General features: G+C 63.2%; 22 protein-coding genes. 11 read left to right on the top strand and 11 right to left on the bottom strand.

Going from position 1 to position 22,782, the window contains the following annotated elements; all coding sequences use genetic code 11:
- The first annotated feature begins 16 nt into the window (after positions 1-16).
- Positions 17-181, top strand: coding sequence for a DUF6757 family protein (locus tag ACFR99_RS17760; protein WP_006183007.1), 165 nt, complete (start codon positions 17-19; stop codon positions 179-181).
- Here the strand turns inward: ACFR99_RS17760 and ACFR99_RS17755 are convergent, their stop codons facing one another.
- On the bottom strand, positions 182-505 hold the full coding sequence (locus ACFR99_RS17755) for a 4Fe-4S dicluster domain-containing protein (protein WP_008013714.1): 324 nt from the start codon (positions 503-505) through the stop codon (positions 182-184).
- A gap of 274 nt (positions 506-779) precedes the next feature.
- Positions 780-1,577, bottom strand: a complete 798-nt coding sequence (locus ACFR99_RS17750) for a TrmB family transcriptional regulator (RefSeq protein ID WP_390290253.1) — start codon at positions 1,575-1,577, stop codon at positions 780-782.
- A 616-nt stretch (positions 1,578-2,193) separates the two neighbouring features.
- Between ACFR99_RS17750 and hemB the strand changes: the two genes are divergently transcribed.
- Both hemB and ACFR99_RS17740 read left to right on the top strand, forming a co-directional pair.
- Positions 2,194-3,201 carry a porphobilinogen synthase gene (gene hemB, locus ACFR99_RS17745; RefSeq protein ID WP_390290250.1) on the top strand — a complete coding sequence of 336 codons (1,008 nt, stop codon included), beginning with the start codon at positions 2,194-2,196 and terminating at the stop codon, positions 3,199-3,201.
- A 473-nt stretch (positions 3,202-3,674) separates the two neighbouring features.
- Positions 3,675-5,390, top strand: a complete 1,716-nt coding sequence (locus tag ACFR99_RS17740; RefSeq protein ID WP_390290248.1) for an ammonium transporter — start codon at positions 3,675-3,677, stop codon at positions 5,388-5,390.
- A gap of 108 nt (positions 5,391-5,498) precedes the next feature.
- Here the strand turns inward: ACFR99_RS17740 and ACFR99_RS17735 are convergent, their stop codons facing one another.
- From ACFR99_RS17735 to ACFR99_RS17720, 4 genes are all read right to left on the bottom strand, one after another.
- Positions 5,499-5,615 carry a CcmD family protein gene (locus ACFR99_RS17735; RefSeq protein WP_390290245.1) on the bottom strand — a complete coding sequence of 39 codons (117 nt, stop codon included), beginning with the start codon at positions 5,613-5,615 and terminating at the stop codon, positions 5,499-5,501.
- Position 5,616: 1 nt separating this feature from the next.
- The gene (locus ACFR99_RS17730) at positions 5,617-6,339 is read right to left on the bottom strand and encodes a cytochrome c biogenesis protein (protein ID WP_390290243.1); all 723 of its coding nucleotides are present in this window, start codon (positions 6,337-6,339) and stop codon (positions 5,617-5,619) included.
- A 42-nt stretch (positions 6,340-6,381) separates the two neighbouring features.
- On the bottom strand, positions 6,382-7,068 hold the full coding sequence (locus ACFR99_RS17725; RefSeq protein WP_390290240.1) for a cytochrome c biogenesis CcdA family protein: 687 nt from the start codon (positions 7,066-7,068) through the stop codon (positions 6,382-6,384).
- Between the two features lie 78 nt (positions 7,069-7,146).
- Positions 7,147-8,319 carry a c-type cytochrome gene (locus ACFR99_RS17720; protein WP_390290237.1) on the bottom strand — a complete coding sequence of 391 codons (1,173 nt, stop codon included), beginning with the start codon at positions 8,317-8,319 and terminating at the stop codon, positions 7,147-7,149.
- 168 nt (positions 8,320-8,487) lie between these two features.
- Between ACFR99_RS17720 and ACFR99_RS17715 the strand changes: the two genes are divergently transcribed.
- Genes ACFR99_RS17715 through ACFR99_RS17705 form a run of 3 tightly spaced genes read left to right on the top strand, consistent with a single transcriptional unit; the run spans position 8,488 to position 12,560 of the window.
- Positions 8,488-8,967, top strand: coding sequence for a thioredoxin family protein (locus ACFR99_RS17715; protein WP_390290234.1), 480 nt, complete (start codon positions 8,488-8,490; stop codon positions 8,965-8,967).
- Complete coding sequence (ccsA, locus tag ACFR99_RS17710) at positions 8,964-11,387, top strand: cytochrome c biogenesis protein CcsA (protein WP_390290231.1); 2,424 nt, start codon at positions 8,964-8,966, stop codon at positions 11,385-11,387. The genes ACFR99_RS17715 and ccsA overlap by 4 nt, the downstream gene beginning before the upstream one ends.
- A gap of 3 nt (positions 11,388-11,390) precedes the next feature.
- Complete coding sequence (locus tag ACFR99_RS17705) at positions 11,391-12,560, top strand: carboxypeptidase-like regulatory domain-containing protein (RefSeq protein ID WP_390290228.1); 1,170 nt, start codon at positions 11,391-11,393, stop codon at positions 12,558-12,560.
- Between the two features lie 512 nt (positions 12,561-13,072).
- On the opposite strand, the gene ACFR99_RS17700 is transcribed toward ACFR99_RS17705, so the two are convergent.
- Genes ACFR99_RS17700 through ACFR99_RS17690 form a run of 3 tightly spaced genes read right to left on the bottom strand, consistent with a single transcriptional unit; the run spans position 13,073 to position 14,872 of the window.
- Positions 13,073-13,762 (bottom strand): heme exporter protein CcmB, encoded by a 690-nt coding sequence (locus tag ACFR99_RS17700; RefSeq protein WP_390290225.1) that lies wholly within the window; start codon positions 13,760-13,762, stop codon positions 13,073-13,075.
- Positions 13,759-14,463 carry an ABC transporter ATP-binding protein gene (locus tag ACFR99_RS17695; RefSeq protein WP_390290222.1) on the bottom strand — a complete coding sequence of 235 codons (705 nt, stop codon included), beginning with the start codon at positions 14,461-14,463 and terminating at the stop codon, positions 13,759-13,761. The genes ACFR99_RS17700 and ACFR99_RS17695 overlap by 4 nt, the downstream gene beginning before the upstream one ends.
- A 4-nt stretch (positions 14,464-14,467) precedes the next feature.
- The gene (locus ACFR99_RS17690) at positions 14,468-14,872 is read right to left on the bottom strand and encodes a cytochrome c maturation protein CcmE domain-containing protein (RefSeq protein WP_390290220.1); all 405 of its coding nucleotides are present in this window, start codon (positions 14,870-14,872) and stop codon (positions 14,468-14,470) included.
- Between the two features lie 199 nt (positions 14,873-15,071).
- On the opposite strand from ACFR99_RS17690, the gene hemL reads away from it, so the two are divergent.
- Positions 15,072-16,418 (top strand): glutamate-1-semialdehyde 2,1-aminomutase, encoded by a 1,347-nt coding sequence (gene hemL / locus ACFR99_RS17685; RefSeq protein ID WP_390290217.1) that lies wholly within the window; start codon positions 15,072-15,074, stop codon positions 16,416-16,418.
- Positions 16,419-16,841: 423 nt separating this feature from the next.
- On the opposite strand, the gene ACFR99_RS17680 is transcribed toward hemL, so the two are convergent.
- Positions 16,842-17,216, bottom strand: a complete 375-nt coding sequence (locus tag ACFR99_RS17680; protein ID WP_390290214.1) for a group I truncated hemoglobin — start codon at positions 17,214-17,216, stop codon at positions 16,842-16,844.
- A 247-nt stretch (positions 17,217-17,463) separates the two neighbouring features.
- On the opposite strand from ACFR99_RS17680, the gene hemC reads away from it, so the two are divergent.
- The 4 genes from hemC (at position 17,464) to ACFR99_RS17660 (ending at position 21,705) form a co-directional block, all read left to right on the top strand.
- On the top strand, positions 17,464-18,585 hold the full coding sequence (hemC, locus tag ACFR99_RS17675; protein WP_390290211.1) for a hydroxymethylbilane synthase: 1,122 nt from the start codon (positions 17,464-17,466) through the stop codon (positions 18,583-18,585).
- Between the two features lie 14 nt (positions 18,586-18,599).
- Positions 18,600-19,403 carry a uroporphyrinogen-III C-methyltransferase gene (gene cobA / locus ACFR99_RS17670; protein ID WP_390290208.1) on the top strand — a complete coding sequence of 268 codons (804 nt, stop codon included), beginning with the start codon at positions 18,600-18,602 and terminating at the stop codon, positions 19,401-19,403.
- Positions 19,400-20,140, top strand: a complete 741-nt coding sequence (locus ACFR99_RS17665) for a uroporphyrinogen-III synthase (RefSeq protein WP_390290205.1) — start codon at positions 19,400-19,402, stop codon at positions 20,138-20,140. Before cobA ends, ACFR99_RS17665 begins: the two co-directional genes overlap by 4 nt.
- Before the next feature lie 92 nt (positions 20,141-20,232).
- Positions 20,233-21,705 carry a DHH family phosphoesterase gene (locus tag ACFR99_RS17660; RefSeq protein ID WP_390290202.1) on the top strand — a complete coding sequence of 491 codons (1,473 nt, stop codon included), beginning with the start codon at positions 20,233-20,235 and terminating at the stop codon, positions 21,703-21,705.
- On the opposite strand, the gene ACFR99_RS17655 is transcribed toward ACFR99_RS17660, so the two are convergent.
- A complete protein-coding gene (locus ACFR99_RS17655) occupies positions 21,702-22,451 on the bottom strand; it encodes a PHP-associated domain-containing protein (protein WP_390290199.1) in 750 nt (249 codons plus the stop codon). The genes ACFR99_RS17660 and ACFR99_RS17655 overlap by 4 nt on opposite strands.
- Between the last annotated feature and the right edge of the window lie 331 nt (positions 22,452-22,782).

Raw genomic sequence — 22,782 nt, 5'->3', positions numbered from 1 at the left:
GTCCATAGAGACGAGTATGAACTGCCACTACTGTGACCGCGAAGCTGCCTTCGCAGCCGAGTCCGATGGACTGAAAGTCGGTCTCTGCGAGGAACACTTCCGCGAGCGGTTACAGGAGCTCGCTGAAGCTGATGGGCTCGAGAGCCTCAAAGAGAAAGTCGACGTCGACCGCGCCGAATAATTACGCCGTTCGGCCGGCGTCGACGTCGATGGCGTCGACCGGGCAAACGTCGACACAGAGCATACAATCGATACACTGTGCCTCGTTCGCTGGGTCGGCCTTTTCTTCGCTTTCGGGGTGACCCGGCGTGTCGACCCACTCGAAGACGTCGACCGGACAGTCCTCGACGCAGGCACCGTCGGCCAGACAGATGTCGAAATCGACCGCAACGTGCGTGCCGTGAATTCCCAGCTCTTCGGGTTCGTCGACGGGGCCCCAGACCGAATGTCCGTTGTGTTCGTCGACCTGTTCGCGGTTCTCGGTAAACTGTGGATCGATAGCCATGACTAGCCTGTTAAATGAGAGACGTGTACTTAAAAGTGCGTACTCGCTGAAGATCGTGAAACGACGGTTTCGTGTTCCGCCAAGCCCTCGAGTAGGCGTGCCAGCGTTCACCGAGACGTCCGCCGCAGCTATACGGCCTGCTACAACGATTTACCGGTGCGACCGCAGGACGGTCGCGATCGTACCGGTAATGACTGATAGAAGTCCGTATCAGTGCCGGCGCACCCACGACCCGCCATGTGGGCCCGCCGGGACCCGATGACGGGGGACTGGATTACTCGTCGGGTCGACCCTCGTCGTATTTCTCGAGCCGGTTGTCGAGGAGTTCGCGGATCCAGACGGCGAACCCGTGGTCGCGCCCGTAGGTCCAGACGGCCATCTCGTCGACCACGTCAGGGAGGTCGCTCTCCTTGATCCCCGCCGCGACGACCGCTTGCCGATCGACCATGAGGAGTTGGGCAGGCCACTCGTCGTAGACGTCGTTCGTCGCCTCGAGGTCGGACGAGACGCCGACGTCGGCGTCCGGGACCGCCTCCGAGAACGCTGCCGCGTCGTCGCCGCTCGGAACCTCGACGTGGACGTTGACGCCGCGGTCAGCGGCCGACGCGAGCGCCGAGCGGATCTCGCGGTCGAGGACCTCGGTCGCCGCAACGAGGTAGTGGACGGTGTCCTCGGCATCCTCGAGGAAGAGCACGACGCGCTCGGTGACGTGTTCCTTCCGGGAGATCGCCCACATTCCCTCGTCGTCTTTCGAGTCGGGTTGCTCGAGGCGGCCGAGGGCGTTCTCGGCGGTGTTGATCCGGGAGTCGTAATCCTCGCGGATGCGCCGACAGGCCGTCTCGACCGGCACGGCCTTGTACTCGCGAGGATCGGCCTGCTTGACGTCGACCAGTCCCTTTCGGTCAAGCCGTTCGATGGTGTCGTACACCCGCGAGCGAGGGACGTCCGCGACCTGACTGATCTCTCTGGCGGTCCCCTTCGAGAGGCGGGTCAATGCCACGAAACAGCGAGCCTCGTACTCCGTCAGGCCCAGCTCCTCGAGCGATGTGACCGCTTCCTCGGCGTTTGACACGGCGGGGGTACGAGTGGCGGTCAGGAAAGGACGCGGCCGTCTGCCGCCAGGGCGTTATACGGGCCCGTCGAACGGGCGAAACGTCGTCCCGCCGCAGGGACAGCCGTCAGTGCTTCCGATCGGGCGGATCCCGTCCGTCGAGAACCAGGCTGCCAGTATTCTGCCACAGTCCGTACATTGCGCTGCGCCTTTCCGCCGCGACTGCGCTGCCATCGAACGATCTTCTTCCACGCCGCTTATAAGCCGGTTGTGAGGAGACGAGGAGTACACGTAGCCGTGCTCCGACCGTAACAACAGGCGATCCGGCCATGAGACGGAGACCAGTGTCCGGCGAGTATACTGTCGGACAAAACGGTTCACACACCGATCGAACTCGAGACGCCGTCGCCAACAGCGACAGACGTCGGAACACGATCGAGTGTTCACGGACTCTTATCCGACAGTATAGCCTCGAGACGGTCTCCACGGACCCGTTCGGCTGGCCCCCAGTGCGACACGGGACGGATACGCGACGTCGTTCGATACCCCGGCGACGGCCGCGCGAACGCGAGTGGCTTCCACCTCGAACGACGCCCGTGAACGCACCGCTTTTGCACGTTCCGTCAGTAACCCCGGTATGGACCTCACACATCGTCCGCGACGGCTCCGCCAGGACCGGATCCGCGACCTCGTCAGCGAGACGAGTCTCGAGCCGACCGACCTGATCGCACCGGTGTTCGTCGACGCGACGACCAACGAGCGCGTCCCGATCGAGTCGATGCCCGGCCACGAGCGGGTGCCGATCGACGATGTCGTCGCCCGCGTCGAGGAAGTCCTCGAGGCCGGCGTCGAGGCCGTCATGCTCTTCGGGATTCCGGAGTCGAAAGACCCCGATGGAACCCGCGCCTGGGCCGACGACGGCGTCATTCAGGAGGCACTACGCCGAGTCACGAGCGAGACCGACGCCTACGTCATCACCGACGTCTGTCTGTGCGAGTATACCGATCACGGCCACTGCGGACCCCTCGAGGAGGAACTGCGCGGCGACGCGCTCGAGGACGGCCCCGCCTGTGAGCCGACGATGACCGTCGACAACGACGCGACGCTCACAGCCTTAGAGAAGATCGCCACTTCCCACGCCCGTGCGGGCGCAGACATGATCGCTCCGAGCGGGATGATGGACGGCATGGTCGGTGCGATCCGATCGGCGTTAGACGAGGCAGGGTTCGAGGGCGTCCCGATCATGAGTTACGCCGCCAAGTACGAGAGCGCGTTCTACGGCCCCTTCCGGGACGCCGCCGACGGCGCGCCGTCGTTTGGCAACCGGCGACACTATCAGATGGACCCCGCGAACGCCCGCGAGGCTCTGCGGGAAGTTCGGCTGGATGCCGACCAGGGCGCAGACGTCATGATGGTCAAACCCGCCCTGCCGTATCTCGACGTCATCAGCGCCATCCGCCGGGAGTTCGATCATCCCGTCGCAGCCTACAACGTCTCCGGCGAGTACGCCATGCTGCATGCCGCCGCCGAGAAGGGGTGGCTGGATCTCGAGGCGGTGGCACTCGAGTCGCTCCTGTCGATCAAACGGGCCGGCGCGGATCTGATTCTGACCTACTTCGCGGAAGACATCGCACGACAACTGTAGCGGCGGTCGCTACCGTCGTGCGTCGACGAGGTGCCCGTTAGTTGTGACTCGAGACGGCTCGATAGACGAATGTCAAAATTCGATCGGGCCGACAGCATACAGTGGCAACATCTGCCGCGTGCGAGCGACGGGCCGCCGAAACGCCCACGACGACGGTGGGAGACTGGGCCGTGCCCCCGCTGACACGGTGCACCGACGATCGATCGGGTTGACAAACGCGTAGAATATAACCGCCGCAGGAAACAGTCCACATCGCTGCGACCCTTATACACATTATACTCCATTTAGCTTTGTCCGTATGGGCCTATTACAGAGCGTATTTTGGACGAATAACAACGCTAATCCTTAAATGGTGCAAGAGCTACGAGTCAAAACGTGATTTGGAACACGAATGCGGTGCGGATTGCAGGAGAAAAGCACGATCACTTGATCGATAGCGCGTGCGGTGTGTGGACTCCCGAGGTGAGCGCCTGATGGACGCGACGCTTCTGCAGGCCGAGACCGAGATGCTGATGGAGTCGATCAACTACACGTGGATCCTGATCGCTACGTTCCTGATCTTCTTCATGCACGCCGGCTTCGCCATGCTCGAGGCGGGGCAGGTGCGCTCGAAGAACGTGGCGAACCAGCTGACGAAGAACCTGCTGACCTGGAGCGTCGGCGTGACGGTGTTTTTCCTCATCGGCGTCGGCGTCGAGGGTGTCGTCGCTGGAAGCGGCTTCACGCCTGGCTTCCAGGGCGACGCGGCCGGCTGGATGGACTGGCTGTACGGTGCGGTCTTCGCGATGACCGCCGCAACCATCGTTTCGGGTGCCGTCGCCGGGCGGGCGAAGCTCCGTGCGTACGTCACCTACACGTTCCTGCTGGCGGCGGTCATCTACCCCGTCGTCACCGGGCTCACGTGGGCCGGTGGCTACATCGAGACGATCACTGGAACGCCGTTCGCTGATTTCGCGGGCGGGATGATCGTCCACGGGATGGGCGGCATCGCCGGTCTCACCGCAGCGTGGATTCTCGGCCCGCGTATGGACCGGTACAACAGCGACGGTACCGCGAACGTCATTCCCGGCCACTCGCTGACCTTCGCCGTCCTGGGGACGTTGATCCTCGCCTTTGGCTGGTACGGCTTCAACGTCGGCACGTCGGCGATCATCGACATGGAGAACGGCGTCTTCCTCGGCGACCAGCTCGGTCGGGTCGCGATGACGACGACGATCTCGATGGCCTGCGGTGCGATGGGGGCCGGGCTCGTCGCCTGGCTCAAGACCGGCAAGGTCGACACGCTGTACGTCGCCAACGGCCTGCTGGCCGGCCTGGTCGGCATCACGGCGATCCCCGACACCGCCGCGTGGTGGGGCGCGTTCGTGGTCGGCGGCCTCGCTGGCGCACAGCTGCCGCTGGTCTTCGAATTCGTCGAACAGTACCTGAAGATCGACGACGTGTGTGCGGTCTTCCCCGTCCACGGCTCGGCTGGGGTGCTTGGAACGCTGCTGTTCCCGTTCGTGGCTGCCCCGGGCGTCGTCGACAGCGTCGCGAACGCGTTCGTCGCACAGCTCACCGGCGTCGTCCTCATCAGCGCCTGGACGATCGCGACGACGGCCGTCATCTGGTACGCGTTCAGAGCGGCCGGCCAGGCCCGTGTCTCGGCTGCACACGAACGCGACGGGCTCGACGTTTCCGAACACGGCGTCGACACCTACCCCGAGTTCGGCCAGCCCGATGTCGCCACTGACGGCGGCAGCGCCGATGAGATCATCCGTACCGACGGCGGTGAGCGACTCGACGGTGAGGACGAGTCGCGATCCTCGTCGGAACTCCGTTCCGACGGCGGCAGCCCCAACAGCGGCGAAATCAAGATGGTCACGGCGATCGTCCGCCCCGACCGTCTCGGCCAGATCAAGACGGCCCTCGCCGAAGTCGGCGCGCCGTCGCTGACCGTCACCAACGTCTCCGGACGGGGCTCCCAGCCCGCCAAGAAGGGCCAGTGGCGCGGTGAGGAGTACACGGTCGACCTCCACCAGAAGGTCAAAATCGAGTGTGTGGTCGCCGATATCCCTGCCCAGGATGTCGTCGACGCCATCCGCGGGGCCGCCGAGACCGGCGAACCCGGCGACGGCAAGATCTTCGTCATGCCTGTCGAGGACGCGATGCAGGTCCGCACCGGCAAGACCGGTCCGGACGCCGTCTAACTCGCGATCACCGCGAACACCTTCTTCTTTCCGAGTCGACTTCGGACACCGAGCAGTACCACTCGGCTCGACAGAAATCAGGGTAGCAATCTGTTACTGCGTCAGAGATTACTGCAAATCTTGCAGTTGTCGTTCGAGCCGGCGCAACTGCCGTTGCATATAGAGCAGGTACACGAACAATACCACGAACACAGACCCGTAGCCGGCGAGAAGGAGAGTGTCCATCTTACCGCACCTCTTCTTTCTGAAGGATAATTTTATCTTCGATTTCGTGGAGCCGGATACGAATCGCCATCACGTAGATGTAGAGTAACGCCAGCGCGAGAAACGAGACGCCGAGGATCAACGGATCGATGTTCGCACTGACACTCGAGTTCGCGATCGTCGGCTCGTGAAACGTCGGCGACCAGAGTCGGCCGGCAGTGTACGTAATCGGGACCGTAACGAACGCGACGACGCCATACACTGCGGCAAAGCGCTCGTCGCTTCCCCGTTCGGTCGAGGCATAGACGGCGAGATATCCCGCATAGATCAGCCAGACGATCAGAAACGTGACGAGTCGGATGTCGCTCCACTCCCACCAGGAGTTCCACACGACACGTCCCCACATACTCCCCGTCGCGAGCGTCAGCGTCGCGAACAGAAAGCCGATTTCGCCGCCGCTGTGAGCGAGGCGATTCCAGAACCGTCCCTCGTACCGGAGATACAGCAGGCTCCCGATAAACGTCGTCGACAGCGCAAACGCCGTGAGAAACGCCAGCGGAATATGCCAGTAGGCGATGAGATTGATTCCGTGGTCGATACCGTACATGGTTCGGGAGGCAACGCCGAAGACGAGCGCAAGCGACGCCAGACCGAACGTAAACGCTCCCCATCGCACGACCCGACTCCACATGACCCAGTGGAACAGGCGGATGAGTGACGCGAGCTGTCGCGAAAACGTACGCATACCGCATACTTGCAGACGGCTGACTTAGTTTTTTTCCAGTCGCTATCCGACGAGCACTGCCAAAATCGCCTTGTCGAGTCCGAACAGGAGCCCGATCCCCGTCACGACGAGTGCGTACCCGCTCAGGCGACGGACCAGCGCGGGCCGCTCGAGCGAACGGACACGGTTCGTGAACAGCGTACTCGCCTGTTTGCCACCGTAGGCGACGGCCAGCAACGGGCCCGAGAACCCGACGCCGTAGGTAAACAGAAGCGTCGCACTCCGGGTCACGTCGCCGGATGTCCCGACGTACGCGAGGACACTGCCGAGGACGGGGCCGACACAGGGAAGCCAGATGATACCGAGAAACAGGCCCAGGACGACACCGCTGACGAGCGGGTGCTGCGTGTTCTCGACGGATCTCGTCACTCGAGACGCCGGGCCAGTGAGCCGTGAGGCAGCGGTCGTGTAGGCGGCGTGGAGGTCGTCGTCGGCCATGATCGCGCCGAACGCGATGATCAGGAGCACGAAGGGCACTCTGAGCGTCTCCGGCGTCACAGAACCGAGTAGTGACGTGAGAATGCCGAGTGCAGTAAACGAGACGATACTTCCCGCGACGATCGCGATCGGTCGCAGTCGATGGCCGGCACTGCCCGCGAGAAGGGGCGGAATCATGGGGAGACAACAGGGCGTCAGCGCGGTCAGCGTTCCCGCAACGAAGACAGCGGCGAGTCCGGCCACATCGAACATGACACGATGTTATAACACGAGCCAAAAGAACGTACTGAAACCGATATCGACGGCTCCGATTCGGCTATCGGCGACGGTCTAGCCGTCGACCGATTCGTTTCGAAGCGGCTGATCGTAGTACTCGACGTCGTCGGGGATGTCGCTCTCGTTGAGCGATTCGGTCCCCGTCGGGATCCCGGCCAGCTCGAGTTTCTTGCGCATCGGGTTCATGTCGTAGCCGAGCTCTTCCTGCGTCCGCGGGTAGTAAATGCCTTCTTCCGGCGGTCCGGTCGTCGGGAAGTCCTCCTCTTTTCCGACGAACTCGGGACGGTCGTGGCCGTTCATGTAGCCAGCGATGTCCTGAGAGTCATCCCAGTCGCTCACCGTATGCGGCGTGCCGTATGGCATCGCCTCGCGGATGAACGAGGCCGAGGTGTACATCCGGCTCATGCCGGCACCGTCGTTGAACGAGTCCGGCCCCCACAGTGCGGGTGCACTTCCCTCGATACCCTGTCCATCATCGCCGTGACAGGACGCGCAGTTCTCGAGGTAGAGTTCGGCACCGCGCACGGGGTTGATCTCTTCGACCGGTTTCTTCTCGTCGTCACCGGGCTTGTTCAGGTGTGACCAGTAAGGCTGTCCCTTCACCGGCGTGCCCTCGCTCAGCCACTGCATGTACGCCTCCATCGCCTGCATTTCTCGGCTGTCGTAGGCTGGCGTCCCCTCGGTGGAGTTCTGGGAGTTCATACTCCGGTCGAAACAGCCCATCAGGCGCTGGCGCGAGTCACGCATGCGGTCGCGCCGAGACGTCCACTCCGGCAGGTCCGCGTGGGTTCCCACGAGCGGAATCATGTCGATGTCCTGGCCGACCATCCCCTCTGTCATCCCGTAGCGCGGGTCAGTGCCGCCGTGGCAGCTGGCACAGGAGAGTTCGTTGCCGACGTGTTCCGGTATCTCCTGAGAGGTGTTTCGCATGAGTTCGCGCCCGTAGAGGACCATCTCGCGCTCCTCTTCGTTCGAGGGGAGCGTCGAGTTGTTCATCTCCTTTGGGGAGAACTCCACCTCGTCACCGGCAGTCTCGTTCCGGTAGTCGAAGTTGTCTTTCGACTCGCCTTCCCGGAGGTCTTCGTCGAACACCTTCCGATCGGGCCACTCTTCGGGGAGCTCAGTCGTCTCGTTGGTCTCTTGCCCGCCGGGAGCCGTCGGCGCGGCACAGCCGGCGAGGGCGATTAACACGACAACCCCCAGTAGAGAAAGGAGATTGCGGTTCATCGCCCCACATCACCTCTGGTTGTGATCCACAACTGCTTTCGTCTCTGCATACTGCCGAATACAGTAACTAATGATTAAACATTTATGGTCGGCAGAATTTCACGCTAGTGGTAGATTCCAGAACCACTGCAGTAGCTGCTGATCGAGCCCCCAGAGGATACAAATAAAATGTCAATCTCGACGAGGAAGGTATTCACTATCACGATATTCATCGCAGCGATCGGAATCGGCTACTATTCGATGAACGCCGCACCGGTACTGAGCGACGACTCCTATACGTACCACGGAGAGACGGAGTGGCGGACTGACGTCGACGACGCACGGCAACTCGCTGCCGACCAAGAGAAGCCGATGCTCATCTACTTCTGGACGACCTGGTGTACGTACTGCGAAGACTACAACGCGAACGCGTACAGCGATCCAGCCGTCCTCGAGAAACTCGACGAGTTCGTCCTCCTGGCGGTCAATCTCGAGGACAACAGCCAACAGGCAGGTGAGCTCCAACAACGGTACGACGCGAACTATCCGCCACAGCACGTCGCCGTTACGCCGGACGGCGAGGTACTGGTCGAAATCAACGGCTACGCCGAGACGGACGCGTTTCTCGGCTATCTCGAGGAGGCAACGGAGGCGTGGGAACGCCAATGATGGGCGGAACGCTGCTGATCGGCGCCGCCTTGCTGACCGGCCTCACGGCAACGGTCCTCCTCTTCGGGAACTATCTCCGGCGTGAGGAGCGATACCTCGATGCCGTCACGCCGCTGATCGGCGTGACTGCCGGGCTGCTCAGTCTGGCGCTTGCCTATCTGACCTTCCAGTTCGTCACTACCGATTACGCGAATGCGTACGTTTGGAACAATACTGCGAACTACATTTCGCTCTTCTATCGGATTACTGGTGTGTACGCGGGCAACCAGGGATCGATCCTTCTCTGGGCGTCGTTGACGGCCATCGTCGCGTTCTGGGCCGTCGTCGTCCGCGGCCTCGAGCGCCGTGAGACGAAACTCGTCGAGGGAATCACGATGGGAGTCGTGACCTACTTCGCGGCGATGCTGGTGCTAGACAGCCCGTTCAAACCGATTTCGGCGGAGTTCCCGGAGATGGATCCGGGATTCGTCCCGATCGATGGGACGGGACTCAATCCCCTGCTCATCGATCCGTATATGGCGATCCATCCGCCGATCATGTTCGTCGCCTACGCGCTGCTGACGATGCCGTTTGCCATCGCAGTCGCGCACTTCATCTCGACGGTTCGCGGGGAAGGCGGCCTCTTCGAGGCGTGGATCGGCAGCGTCACGCGCTGGCTGCGCATCGCGTGGCTGTTTTTGACCGCTGCGATCGTCCTCGGCTCGCTGTGGTCGTACCGGGTGCTGGGCTGGGGTGGTATCTGGGCGTGGGACCCCGTCGAGGTCGCCGTGTTGATCCCGTGGCTGTTCCTCACGGCGACGCTGCACGCGGTGATGAACTATCGGTCCCGATCGACCTACGCGACGCTTGCGCCCGCGATGACCGGGGCGACGCTCGCACTCATCGTCTACGCGACGGCGATCGTGCGCAGCGGCGTGTTCCGGAGCGTCCACTCCTTCGCCGACGGCGGCATCGGCGCTGCGCTTCTAGTGTTGCTGACGATCACCTCGATCCTCGGCATCGGACTGCCGCTTGGCTACTGGCTTCTCCGCGAGCCCGAAACGGAGTCGGAGTCCTCGAGTGCTTCACAGCGCTGGATCACCCGCGTGAACCTGAAACACCTCGCGGTTCTGAGCATCGGTCTGCTCGGCTTCGTCTCCGTCTGGGGACTGACGTTCCCCGTGCTCAACACCTACGTGACCGGCGTCGAAGTCGAAGTCGGCGGCCAGTACTACAACCTCTGGAGCTATCCGATCGTCCTCGGCGTGTTGCTCGTCCTCGGGTTCTACATGGATTACGACGTCGAGGGTCGTCGGCGCGCGCTGCTCTCGCTTGGGATCTTCTCGCTGTTGACCGTCCTCGCGGCACTGGTCGTTCCCAGCGAGACGTGGACACTGTCGAACGTCGATGGCAGCGACGCGCTGTTGTATCGGCTCGTCGGAAACGCGAGCGCGCTGTCGATCCTCCCGCCAGCGGCATACGTCTGCCTGACGGTCATCAAGCGAACGCTCGAGCTCGTTCCTGGCAACCCGAACCGGAACTTCCAGCTCAAGCAGGTGGGGATCACGATGATTCACGTCGCCTTCGCGCTGCTCGTGGTGACGGTGACGTTCTCCTATCTCTTTACCGCCCAGTCGTCGCTGGTCGTCGCCGACGCCGACCGCGAAGCGACGATCGAGGGATCGGCCGTCCACGAGGTCCCCGACTCCAACTATGCGGTCCAGGTATCCGACTATCGCTCGTATCAGCGCCCGGAAGACCCGAACGTCGAAGACATGGCGCTCTCGAGCGGACAGATCGCGTCCCGGGGACAGGAGCTACACGAAACGAGACGGCCAGTCTACGGCACGGCGACACAAATAAACGCCGGGCCGGACGCGACCGTCATCCAGCTCGATAACTCGGGCGTCTGGATCGGCGTAATGAACGCGAGCCAGACCGAACTCGGGATCGCAGAAGGCGATCAAGTCGTTGGCGTCGGCACCGTTATGTGGGATTTCCTGCCGGAACTGCCACAGTCCGACGGCGTCGTCGTCACCGACGCGGCGAGCGTCGGGCCCGTCTCGAACCCGCCGGCCGCGCTCGATCAGACGCGCGTCGATGGAACGGCAGTCGGACTCAACGTGTACCAGAACGGCGAGCAGATCGCCCACGGCACCGCCGGCCAGGAACAGTACCTCCAGCAAGACGGGATGGAAGTCCGCGACGTCCTCGTCGACCGTGGCCTGGCCCACGACACCTACGTCATCGCGGCGGTCGACGACGGTACCGTGTCACTGACAGTCAAGCAAATCCCACTGATGACCGTGATGCGTCTCAGTGTCGGCGTGTTGCTGCTGGGCATGCTCCTCGTGATCGTGTTCGATCCCGCACACGGACTCGCACGGCTGTGGCCGCGGGTCACGCGCCAGCAGAACGCCACCGAAACTACATCAGACTAACCCATGAGAACAAGACTTCTCGGCCTCGTCGTCCTCGTATCGCTCCTGATCGTCCCCGCGACCGCGACCGCCGAATCGGTTTCGGGAACCGTCACCGTCGCCGACGGCTCTGCCGACGGTGAGACGGTCACGATCGCGCCGCTGGACCCCGGAAACGAGCTCGTCGAAAACGCGACCGAAACGACAGTCGAAGACGGCTCGTTCACCTACGAGTCCGTCGACGGTGCCGTCACTTACTTCGTCGAACTCGAGCACGAGGGCGCGACACACTACGCGCTCGTCGACGACGGTGAGCGACCCGAGTTCGTCCTGAACGAAACGATCTCGGGCAAGCTCGTCGACGAGAACGGCACGCCGATTTCGAACGCCACCATTACCGTCACGAGCCAACATGGTCCCGAGGTGACGCAGGTGAACGCAACCGACGGCTCGTACACGATCGGCCCGGTTCAGCCCGATCACGTTTACACCCTCGAGATCGAGGCCAACGGCGCCACCTACGAGCGAACGGTCTCGACCGGCGACGACACGGCGAACACGACGTTCGAGTTGCCAACGCCGACGACGGACCGAGATGCGCTGACCCTCGGAGGCGGCCAACCGGTGAACCACCTCCTGCGCGTCGGGCCGCCTCAAAACGGGACCGGGCTGTTCGTCGTCGAGACGGTTTCCGTCGAAAACGGCGCCGATCGGCCGTTCGCCGGTAACGTCTCTTTCGAGGTCCCGTCCGACGCCGAGGTCGTCACGGGAATGGTCGACAACGAGCGCACCTCGGCCAGCCGTACAAACGACACGGTAATGGTTGAAACAACCGTCAGCGCACAGGAGAACGCCACCGTCGACGTGTTCTACCGACTCGAGGACCGGGCGTTCGAGAAACCGGTCGGCTACGACGTCGAACAACTCGCGATCCAGTTCGCCGAATACGACCTGGCTCAGGTCGAGGTCTCCGACAACCTCGCCGAAGCCGACGCGCCGATGCCGATGGTGACGAGTACGGGGCCGCTCGAGGCAGACGACCAGATCTCGGTGAGCATCACCGAGTCCAATCAATCAGTCGCCAGCGACCAGACCGACGGTGGTTCGGGGACCGGCGAGTTCCCGCTCGGTCTGGTGAGTCTCGGCTTCGTCGCCATCATCGCTATTGGACTGGCCGCGTATCGGTACCTGTAGGTCAGTCTCCCACCGGTGAGGGACCGACGACCGATTCACAGCGGTTGATTTCGTTTGAATTTCGGTGAACCGTCTGTAGCTATTATCGAGCGCATACAGATAATAAACATATTATTATTTATAATTATCAGAATGATATATGAATAGAATCGAGTGGATCCTTATGGCAGTCATTTTTCTGTTATCGTTTATAGCATACGAACTCGCGTTGATTCTAGATAGTATTCAAAATGGAATCAGTCTCTCCGGACTGTTTTTAGTACCTATTCTCCCGTTCTTGGTTGGGATCCCCATCTATGTTGTCGTATATGGCGGATATCTTCTCTTTTCGAATATAATCGAACCTCAGTAGCTTTTGAGAAGCTTATAGACAGTTTTGCTCTGGGCTTCTGCGAGATTGTCAGATGAACTATAGTATCCACTGACCGTCACTGCATACCCGATCGCACGACGCCTGTGCGATCGGTGTGGAAATCGTTTCAGTTGTTACTATAGAACAAGTGAAGAATCCCCTACCGTTCGACGACGTACTCGAACAGCGCGATTCCGATCAGGAACAACACGCAGTCGTAGGCCAGCAGCAGACGGAACCAGCGCCACAGCGGTAGCCCTTCCGTGATCGCGCGCGTGAGTTCGACGCCAGCGAGCAACACCGGAATCACGAGCGGCACGAGCAACAGCGGCAACAGGAGATCGCTGAGCCGGGCTCGAGCAGTCATCGTCGCGATGAGCACGCCGGTCGCGGCGAAGCCAAAGGCCGCGAGGGCGATGACGAGCAACAACAGCGGGATCGTACCCGGCAGGACGGTAAAGTCGAGGAAGACGACGATACACCCGAGCGTGATGACGGCGACGGCCCCCGTGAACGTGGTGTTGCTCACGACTTTGCCGACGTAGATCGCCGAGCGATCGACGGGAACGAGCAACAGACTGTCGAGGCCGGCGTCGGCCTCTTCGACGGCGACGCTCTGGCTTACGCTGAACGTCCCGGCGAAGACGAACGCAACCCAGAGCGCGCCGCTCGCGACGACGTCGATGTTCGCGAACGTACGGGCGAAACTGAACGCGAAGATGATGACGACCAGCAGTGCGAAGACGGCCGCGGTGTTGAGCACTTGCTTGGAACGCAACTCGATGCGGAGGTCCTTGCGGGCGACCTCGAAGACGGTCCGCCAGTAGCTGACGGGAGTACTGTCGGTCATTGCAGCTCCGAGCGGCCGACCGCCTCGAGATACGCGGTCTCGAACGAGTGGCGGTCGCGGTCGGTCAGCGAGACGGTTCGTTCCAGCGTCCCGTCGACGAGCACGAGCGCGCGGTCACAGTCGTCGACGGCCCGCTCGAGGTCGTGGGTCGCGATGACGACGGTTCGATCGTCGAACCGCGTCAGGATCCGCTGGAGGTCCATCGCCGACCGCTGGTCGAGGCCGGCGTACGGTTCGTCGAGCAACAGAACCGTCGGGTCGTGAAGCACTGCCCGCGCGATCGAGAGGCGCTTGGTCATGCCATGCGAGAAGTCCTCGACGCGGGTCGAGGCGTGTGTTCGGAGGTTCACGTCCTCGAGGACCCGTTCGACGCGCTCTGTGTCGACGGTTCGCAATCGAGCGTGCAGTCGCAAGTTCTCGCGGGCGGTGAGGGTGCCGTAGACCATCGGCCGATGGCTGACGACGCCGAGTTTCGCACGAACAGCAGTCGCGTCCGGCGTCACCTCGTCGCCGTCGATCCGGATGTGACCGTCGTCGGGAGAGGCAAGCGTCGACAGCAGTTGCATCAGAGAGGTCTTCCCCGCGCCGTTGGGGCCGAACAGTCCGACGTGTTCACCGGAGTCGACGGTGAACGAGACATCACGGAGCGCAGTCGTCGAGCCAAGCCGTCTCGTCACGCCGTCGACGCTGATCGTCCCCATGTCGTTATTCCCGCTCGGTCGGTGGCATTTCAGTACTGTTGGTACTGTTCTCGTCGCCGCCGCCTTCGTGGGCCCGAACGGAGAGTTCGGATGCGTCGACCGAGCCATCCTCGACGGTACCTTTCGCGACGACGATCCGGCCCTCGGCCATCGTCTCTGGCATCTCCCCGTCATAGACGACATCGACGGACGTGTTGTTGTCCGTGACATCGAACCGGAGCTCGGTGTCGTCCTGTTCGAGGTTGTCGACTTTACCCTCGAGGTTGACCCACTCGCCGTCGTAGTCGCCGTCCTCGAGCGTGGTCGGCGTGACGAACTCCGCGGACGCGTTCATGACCGTCGTTCCGAGAACACCGAAGAGTAACACGACGCCGACGCCGGCGAAAAGTAACTTACTCCTTCGTTTCACGATCGAATATGTCCGATCGGACTATTTCAATCTTGGCGTGTACTACTGGTTTCTGTTACATTCCCGTCGTACGACCCGCTCTCGGACGGCCTGGCGCGAACCACGGTCCCGGACGGATACGAGCCGAACGCGGGCGACGGACTACGCGTCGCGAATCGACCTCGGTACTCCTTTCCCGTCCGAATCCGAAGGGGCGCGCATGACCGACGACAACTCACGCGAGCTGTACGACCGGGCGCTCTCGGTGCTGCCCGGCGGCGTCAACTCCGCGGTTCGGGCGGCAATCGAACCCTATCCGTTCTTCGTCCGGAAAGGCGAGGGCGGCCACGTCATCGACGCCGACGGCAACCGCTACATCGACTGGGTAATGGGACTCGGGCCGCTGCTGCTCGGCCACGATCTCCCTGCGCCCGTGCGGGCGGGCATTCAGCAGAAAGCAAGCGAGGGACCGATGTACGGCACCCCGACGGAAGTCGAGGTCGACCTCGCGGAGTTCGTCGTCCGCCACGTGCCGAGCGTCGAGAAGATCCGCTTCGTCAACTCCGGGACCGAGGCGACGACCTCCGCGGTGCGCCTCGCACGCGGCTACACCGGCCGGAACAAGATCGTCGTCATGCAGGGCGGCTACCACGGTGCTCAGGAGTCGACGCTGGTCGAAGGCGATGCCGACGATCCGAAACCGTCGTCGGCCGGCGTTCCACAGTCCTTCGCCGATCACACGCTTCCGGTGCCGTTCAACGACGAGGACGCCGTCCGCGACGTGTTCGAGAAACACGGCGACGACATCGCAGCCGTGATGACCGAGCCCATTCTGGGCAACTACGGCATCGTCTACCCCGAAGAAGGGTACCACGAGTTCCTGCGCGAGATCACCGACGAGCACGGCTCACTGCTGATCTTCGACGAAGTGATCACCGGCTTCCGCGTTGGCGGCCTCGGCTGTGCCCAGAGCGAGTTCGGCGTCACGCCCGATCTGACGACGTTCGGCAAGATCATCGGCGGGGGCTTCCCCGTCGGCGCGATCGGCGGGCGCGCCGAGATCATCGAGGGCTTCGCACCGACCGGCGACGTCTTCCAGGCCGGCACCTTCTCGGGCCACCCCGTCACGATGGCCGCCGGCCTCGAGACGCTGCAGTTCGCCGCGGAAAACGATGTCTACGACCACGTCAACGGACTCGGCGAGCAACTCCGGAGTGGCCTGACCGACATCGTCGCCGACCAGGCCCCCAGCTACACCGTCACCGGCACCGACAGCATGTTCAAGGTGATCTTCACGCGCGACGGACCGGGGCCGGACGCACTCGAGGAACAGTGCACCGCGGGCTGTCGGCAGGAACCGACCTGTCCGCGCTACGACACCTGTCCGAAAAACGCCGCCGACGTGAAAAACGCCGAAACCGAGCGCTGGCGGCGCATCTTCTGGGGCCAGATGAAAGACCAGGATATCTTCCTCTCACAGAACCAGTTCGAGTGTCAGTTCGTCAGCTACGGGCACACCGAGGAAGACGTCGAACAAACACTCGAGGCATACAAGGAAGCGCTGTGAAGTACCTCGGGGACAAGCCCCGAGGCTTCACCGTTTTGTCCGAGCACCCAGAAACGGGCGGACGGACGCAGGCGAATTCAATTCCCCTCGACCTTCCCCATTGAGGTCGGTTGGAATTATAGTAGCCACTGAAAGTCAGTGCACACCTGATCGCACGAGGGCTGTGCGATCAGTGTGTAAACAGTTTCAGTTGTTACTATAACACCCGAACACCTCGCTGGTGTCTGTGAGGGTCGGTCGCTCCACCACGACCCGACAACTCCCGTCTCACCTGCCGTAGCAGGGTGTTGAGAGGATTCGCATTTTAACCCATGTCACGGTCGCTAAACGACGATACGAGAGGAAGTAAGTTAATCCTTTGACGGGCTTCACCCTCCAGGTCAAGCCCCGAGGTACTCGCCCTACTCAGCCTGTAGACGCTGCTTAGTCAGCCGCTTCGGCCGTCGCTACGATGTCGTCCTGATAGCTCGCGACTGCCTCGAGCACTGCCTGCCGGTCGGCTTCATCGACGTCGTACTCGATGAGTGCGTCCTCGAGGTGGGTCGCGATCACCTTGAACTCCGAGAGAGTGATACCGAGCCCCTCGTGGGCGGTCTTCATATCGTCACCCGTGTATTCGATTGGTCCACCGGCGACCGAACTGATGAACTGGGCCTGATGGGCGCGCTGTTCCTGCATATCCATGTCCTCGAAGTAGTATGCGACTCGTTCGTCCGCAACGACGCGGTCGTAGAATTCGTCGACGACTGCTTTGATTCCGTCTTCGCCACCAAGTCGTTCGTAGAGCGTATCGCTCATCGGACGTATCCAATCACCAGACCATAATAAACGAACGGACGAATATATTCGCAAGACCCGCTATACGGTGGGATATCGCTCCGTGGAACGTGATGGTATCTCGTCTGCGAGCGGTGTCCGACTCAGGCGGTTCGGCGGGCCGATCATCACTGGTCACTGCCAGACCGTGTGAGACTCCGCACGGGTCGACGACTCCCCTCGTCGGACAAGCGTGCGCTTTTCATACCCGAGGCACCCACTGACGCGTATGAGAACGCGCGGGACGCTACGACTGGCGACGCGGGGATCCACGCTCGCCCGGCGACAGGCCTCGCTGGTGAAAGAGGCCTTAGAAGAGCGCCGGTACGAGGTGGAACTCGTCACCGTCGAGACGACGGGGGACCAGATCAGAGACGAGTTGATCCATCGGCTCGGGAAGACCGGTGCGTTCGTCCGCGAACTGGACGAACGCGTCCTCGAGGGTGACCTCGACGGCGCGATCCACTCGATGAAGGACATGCCGACCGAACAGCCCGAGGAACTCGTGACCGCCGCGGTTCCCGAGCGCGGGCGACCGGGCGACGTGCTCGTCACGCCCGACGGCAAGACGCTCGAGGAACTGCCAGACGGCGCGACCGTCGGCACCTCGAGTCTCCGCCGGCGCGCCGAGTTACTGTCGGAGCGGCCGGACCTCAACGTCGAACCGCTGCGCGGAAACGTCGACACGCGCCTCGAGAAGTTGCTCGCGCCCGCGCTGCAGGAAGAACACCAGCAGCGCTCGGAGGCGGACAAAGAACGGAAAGGGAACACGGGGAACGAGGACTTCGAGGCCGAGTACGACCGCACCGTCGACGAGTGGTTCGACGACCTCTCCGAACTCGAGCGCCAGGCGCTGGGTCGAGAGGTCGACACCGAATACGACGCGATCGTCCTCGCACACGCCGGCCTCGAGCGGAGTCGACTCGACCACTACGTCGACTATCAGGAACTGCCGACGTCGACGTTCGTCCCGGCACCCGGACAGGGCGCGCTCGCGGTGACCGCACGCGACGGCGAGACGGCCCGCGACATTCAGACGCTCATCGACCACCCGCGGAGTCGCGTCGAGACGACCGTCGAGCGGACGATCCTGGCCGAACTCGGCGGCGGCTGTATCGCGCCGGTCGGCATCTACGCGGTCGTCCAGGGCGAGTACGTCCACGCGACCGTCAGCGTCTTCGACGGTGACGGCGAGGAGTCGGTGACCGGCAGCCGGGATCTGCCGATCGAGAGCCACGCCGAGGCCGCCCGCGAGTTCGCACGTGATCTCGCAGATCGCGGCGCTGCGGACCTGATCGATGCAGCCCGCGAGGACGACGTCTCCGAAGAAGATACGCCCGCGGGGAAATAGCGAGGACATACCGAATGGCAGACACCGACATCGACGCCGAACCCGGCACCGTCTATCTCGTCGGCAGCGGCCCCGGCGACCCCGAGTTACTGACCGTGAAGGCGAAACGGCTGCTCGAGGCCGCCGACGTCGTCCTCCACGACAAGCTTCCCGGCCCGAAGATCATCGACCGGCTCCCCGAGGAGCGTCGGGAAGACGTCGGCAAACGTGCCGGCGGCGAGCGCACGCCCCAGTCAGAGATCAACGAGCGGCTGGTCGAACTCGCTCGCGAGGGCAAGTCCGTCGTCCGGCTCAAGGGCGGCGATTCCTTTGTCTTCGGCCGCGGCGGCGAGGAAGCCGAGTATCTGGCGGCCCACGAGATCCCCTTCGAGGTCGTCCCCGCAGTCACCTCCGCGATCGCCGCTCCCGCCGTCGCCGGTATTCCGGTCACCCATCGGGATCACGCCTCCTCAGTTTCGTTCGTTACGGGCCACGAGGACCCGACCAAGGAGGAATCCGCGGTCGACTGGGAGGCTCTAGCGGCCACCGGCGGCACCATCGTCGTCCTGATGGGCGTCGGCCGCCTGCCCGACTACACCAACGCCTTGCGCGAGGCCGGGATGGCCCCCGAGACGCCGGTCGCGCTGATCGAACGGGGAACCTGGCCCGGCCAGCAGGTCGCGACGGGCACCCTCGAGACTATCGTCGACGTGCGCGACGAGGAAGGCATTTCACCGCCCGCAGTGACGGTGATCGGCGACGTCGCGGGCACGCGCGAGTCGATCGTGGACTTCCTGCAAACCGAATACGGGTCGGCCGAGGGTGAGAGTGAACGATGAGCGACACACCCACCGTGGCCGTCTTCCGGCCCGACGACGACCGCCTCGAGCGGGCTGTCGCGTTCCTCGAGGACCGCGGCACCGAGCCGATCCCCGATCCGATGCTGGCCGTCGAGGCGACCGGCGCACAGCCCCGAACCGACGCCTACTACGTCGTTTTCACGAGCAAGACCGGCGCGGAACTCGTTGCCGAGGCGGGCTGGGAGCCACACGGCGAGACCGTCTGTGCGATCGGCCCGGCAACGGCCGACGCGCTCCGCGCGGAGGGCTACGCGGTCGACCACGTCCCCGAGGAATACACGTCGAGTGGCCTCGTCGAATCGCTCGGGAACGACGTCGACGGCGTACGCATCGAGGTCGCTCGCAGCGACCACGGCAGCCCGGTATTGCTCGAGGGACTCGAGGACGCGGGCGCATACGTCCACGAGACGATCCTCTACCGGCTCGTCCGACCCGCAGAGAGCGGCGAGTCGGCCGAACTGGCCGCCGAGGGCGGGCTCGACGCCGCCTGCTTTACCTCATCGCTGACTGTCGAGCACTTCCTCGAAGCCGCCGCCGAGCGAGGGGTTCGAGCGGATGCGGTCGCAGGCCTCGAGGACGCCGTCGTCGGTGTCATCGGCGGGCCGACCCGCGAGACGGCTGCGGATCACGGCGTCAATGTCGACCTCGTCGCGAGCGAGGCTACCTTCGAGCGACTGGCGACGGAAACCATCGACGCAGTAACCGACGGCGACTGATCGAACCCACCGCCGTGAGTCGAATCAGCGGATGAGACGCGGTGATCCAGCGATCCGCGGGTTTATGGGCGAAGCCGCCCCACGATTTCTCGATGGCAGGGCCGGTTCCCGAACTCGAGGATCGCGCGGTAGCGTGCGCCAAGCGGCTATGCGAGGCCGATCGCGTGTTGCTCGCCTCGCATATCGACGCCGACGGACTCACGAGCGCCGCGATTGCCGCCCAGGCACTCGAGCGGGCGGAAATTCCCTTTGAGACGGTCTTCGAGAAGCAACTCGACGAGGACGCGATCGCCGCGATCGCGGCGACCGACTACGACACCGTCCTCTTTACCGACTTCGGCAGCGGCCAACTCGACGTGATCGGCGAGTACGAGGACGCCGGCGCGTTCACGCCGATCGTCGCGGACCACCACCAGCCCGCCGACCGGGACACCGAGTACCACCTCAATCCGCTGTTGTTCGGCATCAACGGGGCCTCGGAACTGTCGGGAGCCGGGGCGAGTTACGTCCTCGCGCGGGCACTGGCAGACGTACACGAGCCGTCGACGGCCGCCGATGGCGGCCCTATCGCCGGCCCAGCAGGAACGACAGCCCGCGCCGACAACCGCGATCTGGCCGCGCTGGCTGTTGTCGGCGCCGTCGGCGACATGCAGGCGTCCGGCGGCGAACTCCACGGCGCAAACGAGGGAATCGTCGCGGAGGGCGTCGACGCCGGCGTCCTCGAGACGGGCAAAGACCTCGCGCTCTACGGGAAACAGACTCGGCCGCTCCCGAAGCTGCTCGAGTACGCCACTGACGTCCACATTCCAGGCGTCTCGAACGACGCCAACGGTTCGTTGCGCTTTCTCGACGGGCTCGATCTCGAGTTGAAACGCGACGGGGACTGGCGCCGCTGGGCCGATCTCACGAACGAGGAGAAACGGACCGTCGCCAGCGCGCTCGTCCGGAAGGCCGTCTCGAGCGGCGTCCCCGCGGCGAAGATCGACGGCCTCGTCAGCACGGCTTACGTCCTGAGCGAGGAGCCAGTCGGCACCGAACTCCGGGACGCAAGCGAGTTCTCGACGCTGCTCAACGCGACCGCCCGCTACGAGCGTGCCGACGTCGGGCTGGGCGTCTGTCTGGGCGACCGCGACGGGGCACTCGAGCGTGCCCGGCAACTGCTGGCCGAACACCGTCGAAACCTCTCGAACGGCATCGACCTCGTCACCCGCGAGGGGACGACCGAAGAAGCCCACGTCCAGTGGTTCGACGCTGGCGATGAGATCCGCGAGACCATCGTTGGGATCGTCGCCGGGATGGCCATGGGCAACGAGGGAATCAGCCGTTCGAAGCCGATCATCGCCTTCGCGGCGAAAAACGACGAGGAACTGAAAGTCTCCGCACGCGGCACCCACTCACTCGTTCGGCAGGGCCTCGATCTTTCGGTCGTGCTGGGCGAGGCCTCGAGAGCGGTCGGCGGCGACGGCGGCGGTCACGACGTCGCAGCGGGGGCGACCATCCCCAGCGAGCAAAAAGCGGCGTTCGTCGACCGTACCGACGAAATCGTCGGCGAGCAACTGACCTAGCGGTCCATCGAGGCCGGCACCGTCGGCAGCAACGGGGCACGCGAGGTGAGCACGTACGTCGTCTTTCGCACTGCTCCTTTCCCGTACTGGACGGCGCTTTTGTGAATCGGCGTCCGCTTGCCGTAGATCTGGGTCCGGCCCTCGAGGATGGCCTCGATGAGATCCTCGCCGTCGATATCGGCCTTCGTTGGGGTCGCCGCGTCGGGCGTGACGAGCACCTCGGTGTAGGACTTGCCGACGTTGGGGAGGTAGTGGGCATCGCTGGCACCGATCTGGGGGTAGTCCCGCCGGGTCGCAAAGAGGCGGGCGCGCCGGTTGCGGTACCCCGTAAAGACCATCGAGTTGTAGGTCTCGATCGCGTCGGCGTCGGCGATGTGGCGTTTCCGAACGCCGTGACGGCTGCGCTGGAAGGGATGTGGGACGATCGCGACGCCGCCCAGGTCGCGGACGGTCTCGACGGTATCCATAAACGCCTGACCGGGTTCCGGTCGGTCCTCGACGCCGATCGCCAGCAGATGACCGTGCTCGGTCGACACCTCGACACCGGGAATCCCGATCAGCCCGTACTCCGGCGCGAGGGCGGCGGCACGCAGCGACTCGTCGATCTCGTCGTGGTCCGTGATGACCACCCCGTCGAGGCCGATATCGGCGGCGTGCTCGAGGATGAGTTCGACCGGTTCGTGACCGTCGTAGGAGTCTTCGGAGTGAACGTGAAAATCGATCGAAAACGGAATCTGCGTAGTCATAGGAGGAGCAACTGTCAGTATACAGCGGATGTCGATACGACCAATAACTCGCTATCCAGCATAAACACTGTGCTGCCGCCACCGTCCGGCCAGCCATATTCAATATATCATCATTCAGTTTACCGCTGCCGGAAGGCTCGAGCCGAGCCGACAGCGGACGCGGCTCGAAGCAGCCGAAATCGACCACGACAGCCGCGAACGACCCCAGAATCAACACGTCGAGACTGCAATCACACTCGAGCGCCGACGTGGTATCAAGCCATTATTAGGTTTGCCTAAAATCCGGAGGACTTATGATATTTTAGGCAAGCCTAAAGAGATACGAACCTAC

Origin of the sequence: Haloarchaeobius amylolyticus, assembly GCF_042678045.1 — an archaeon.
Taxonomy (GTDB): Archaea; Halobacteriota; Halobacteria; order Halobacteriales; family Natrialbaceae; genus Natrinema; species Natrinema amylolyticus_A.
Note: the sequence above shows the minus strand (reverse complement) of the source record. Positions and strands in the feature narration are given on the sequence as shown.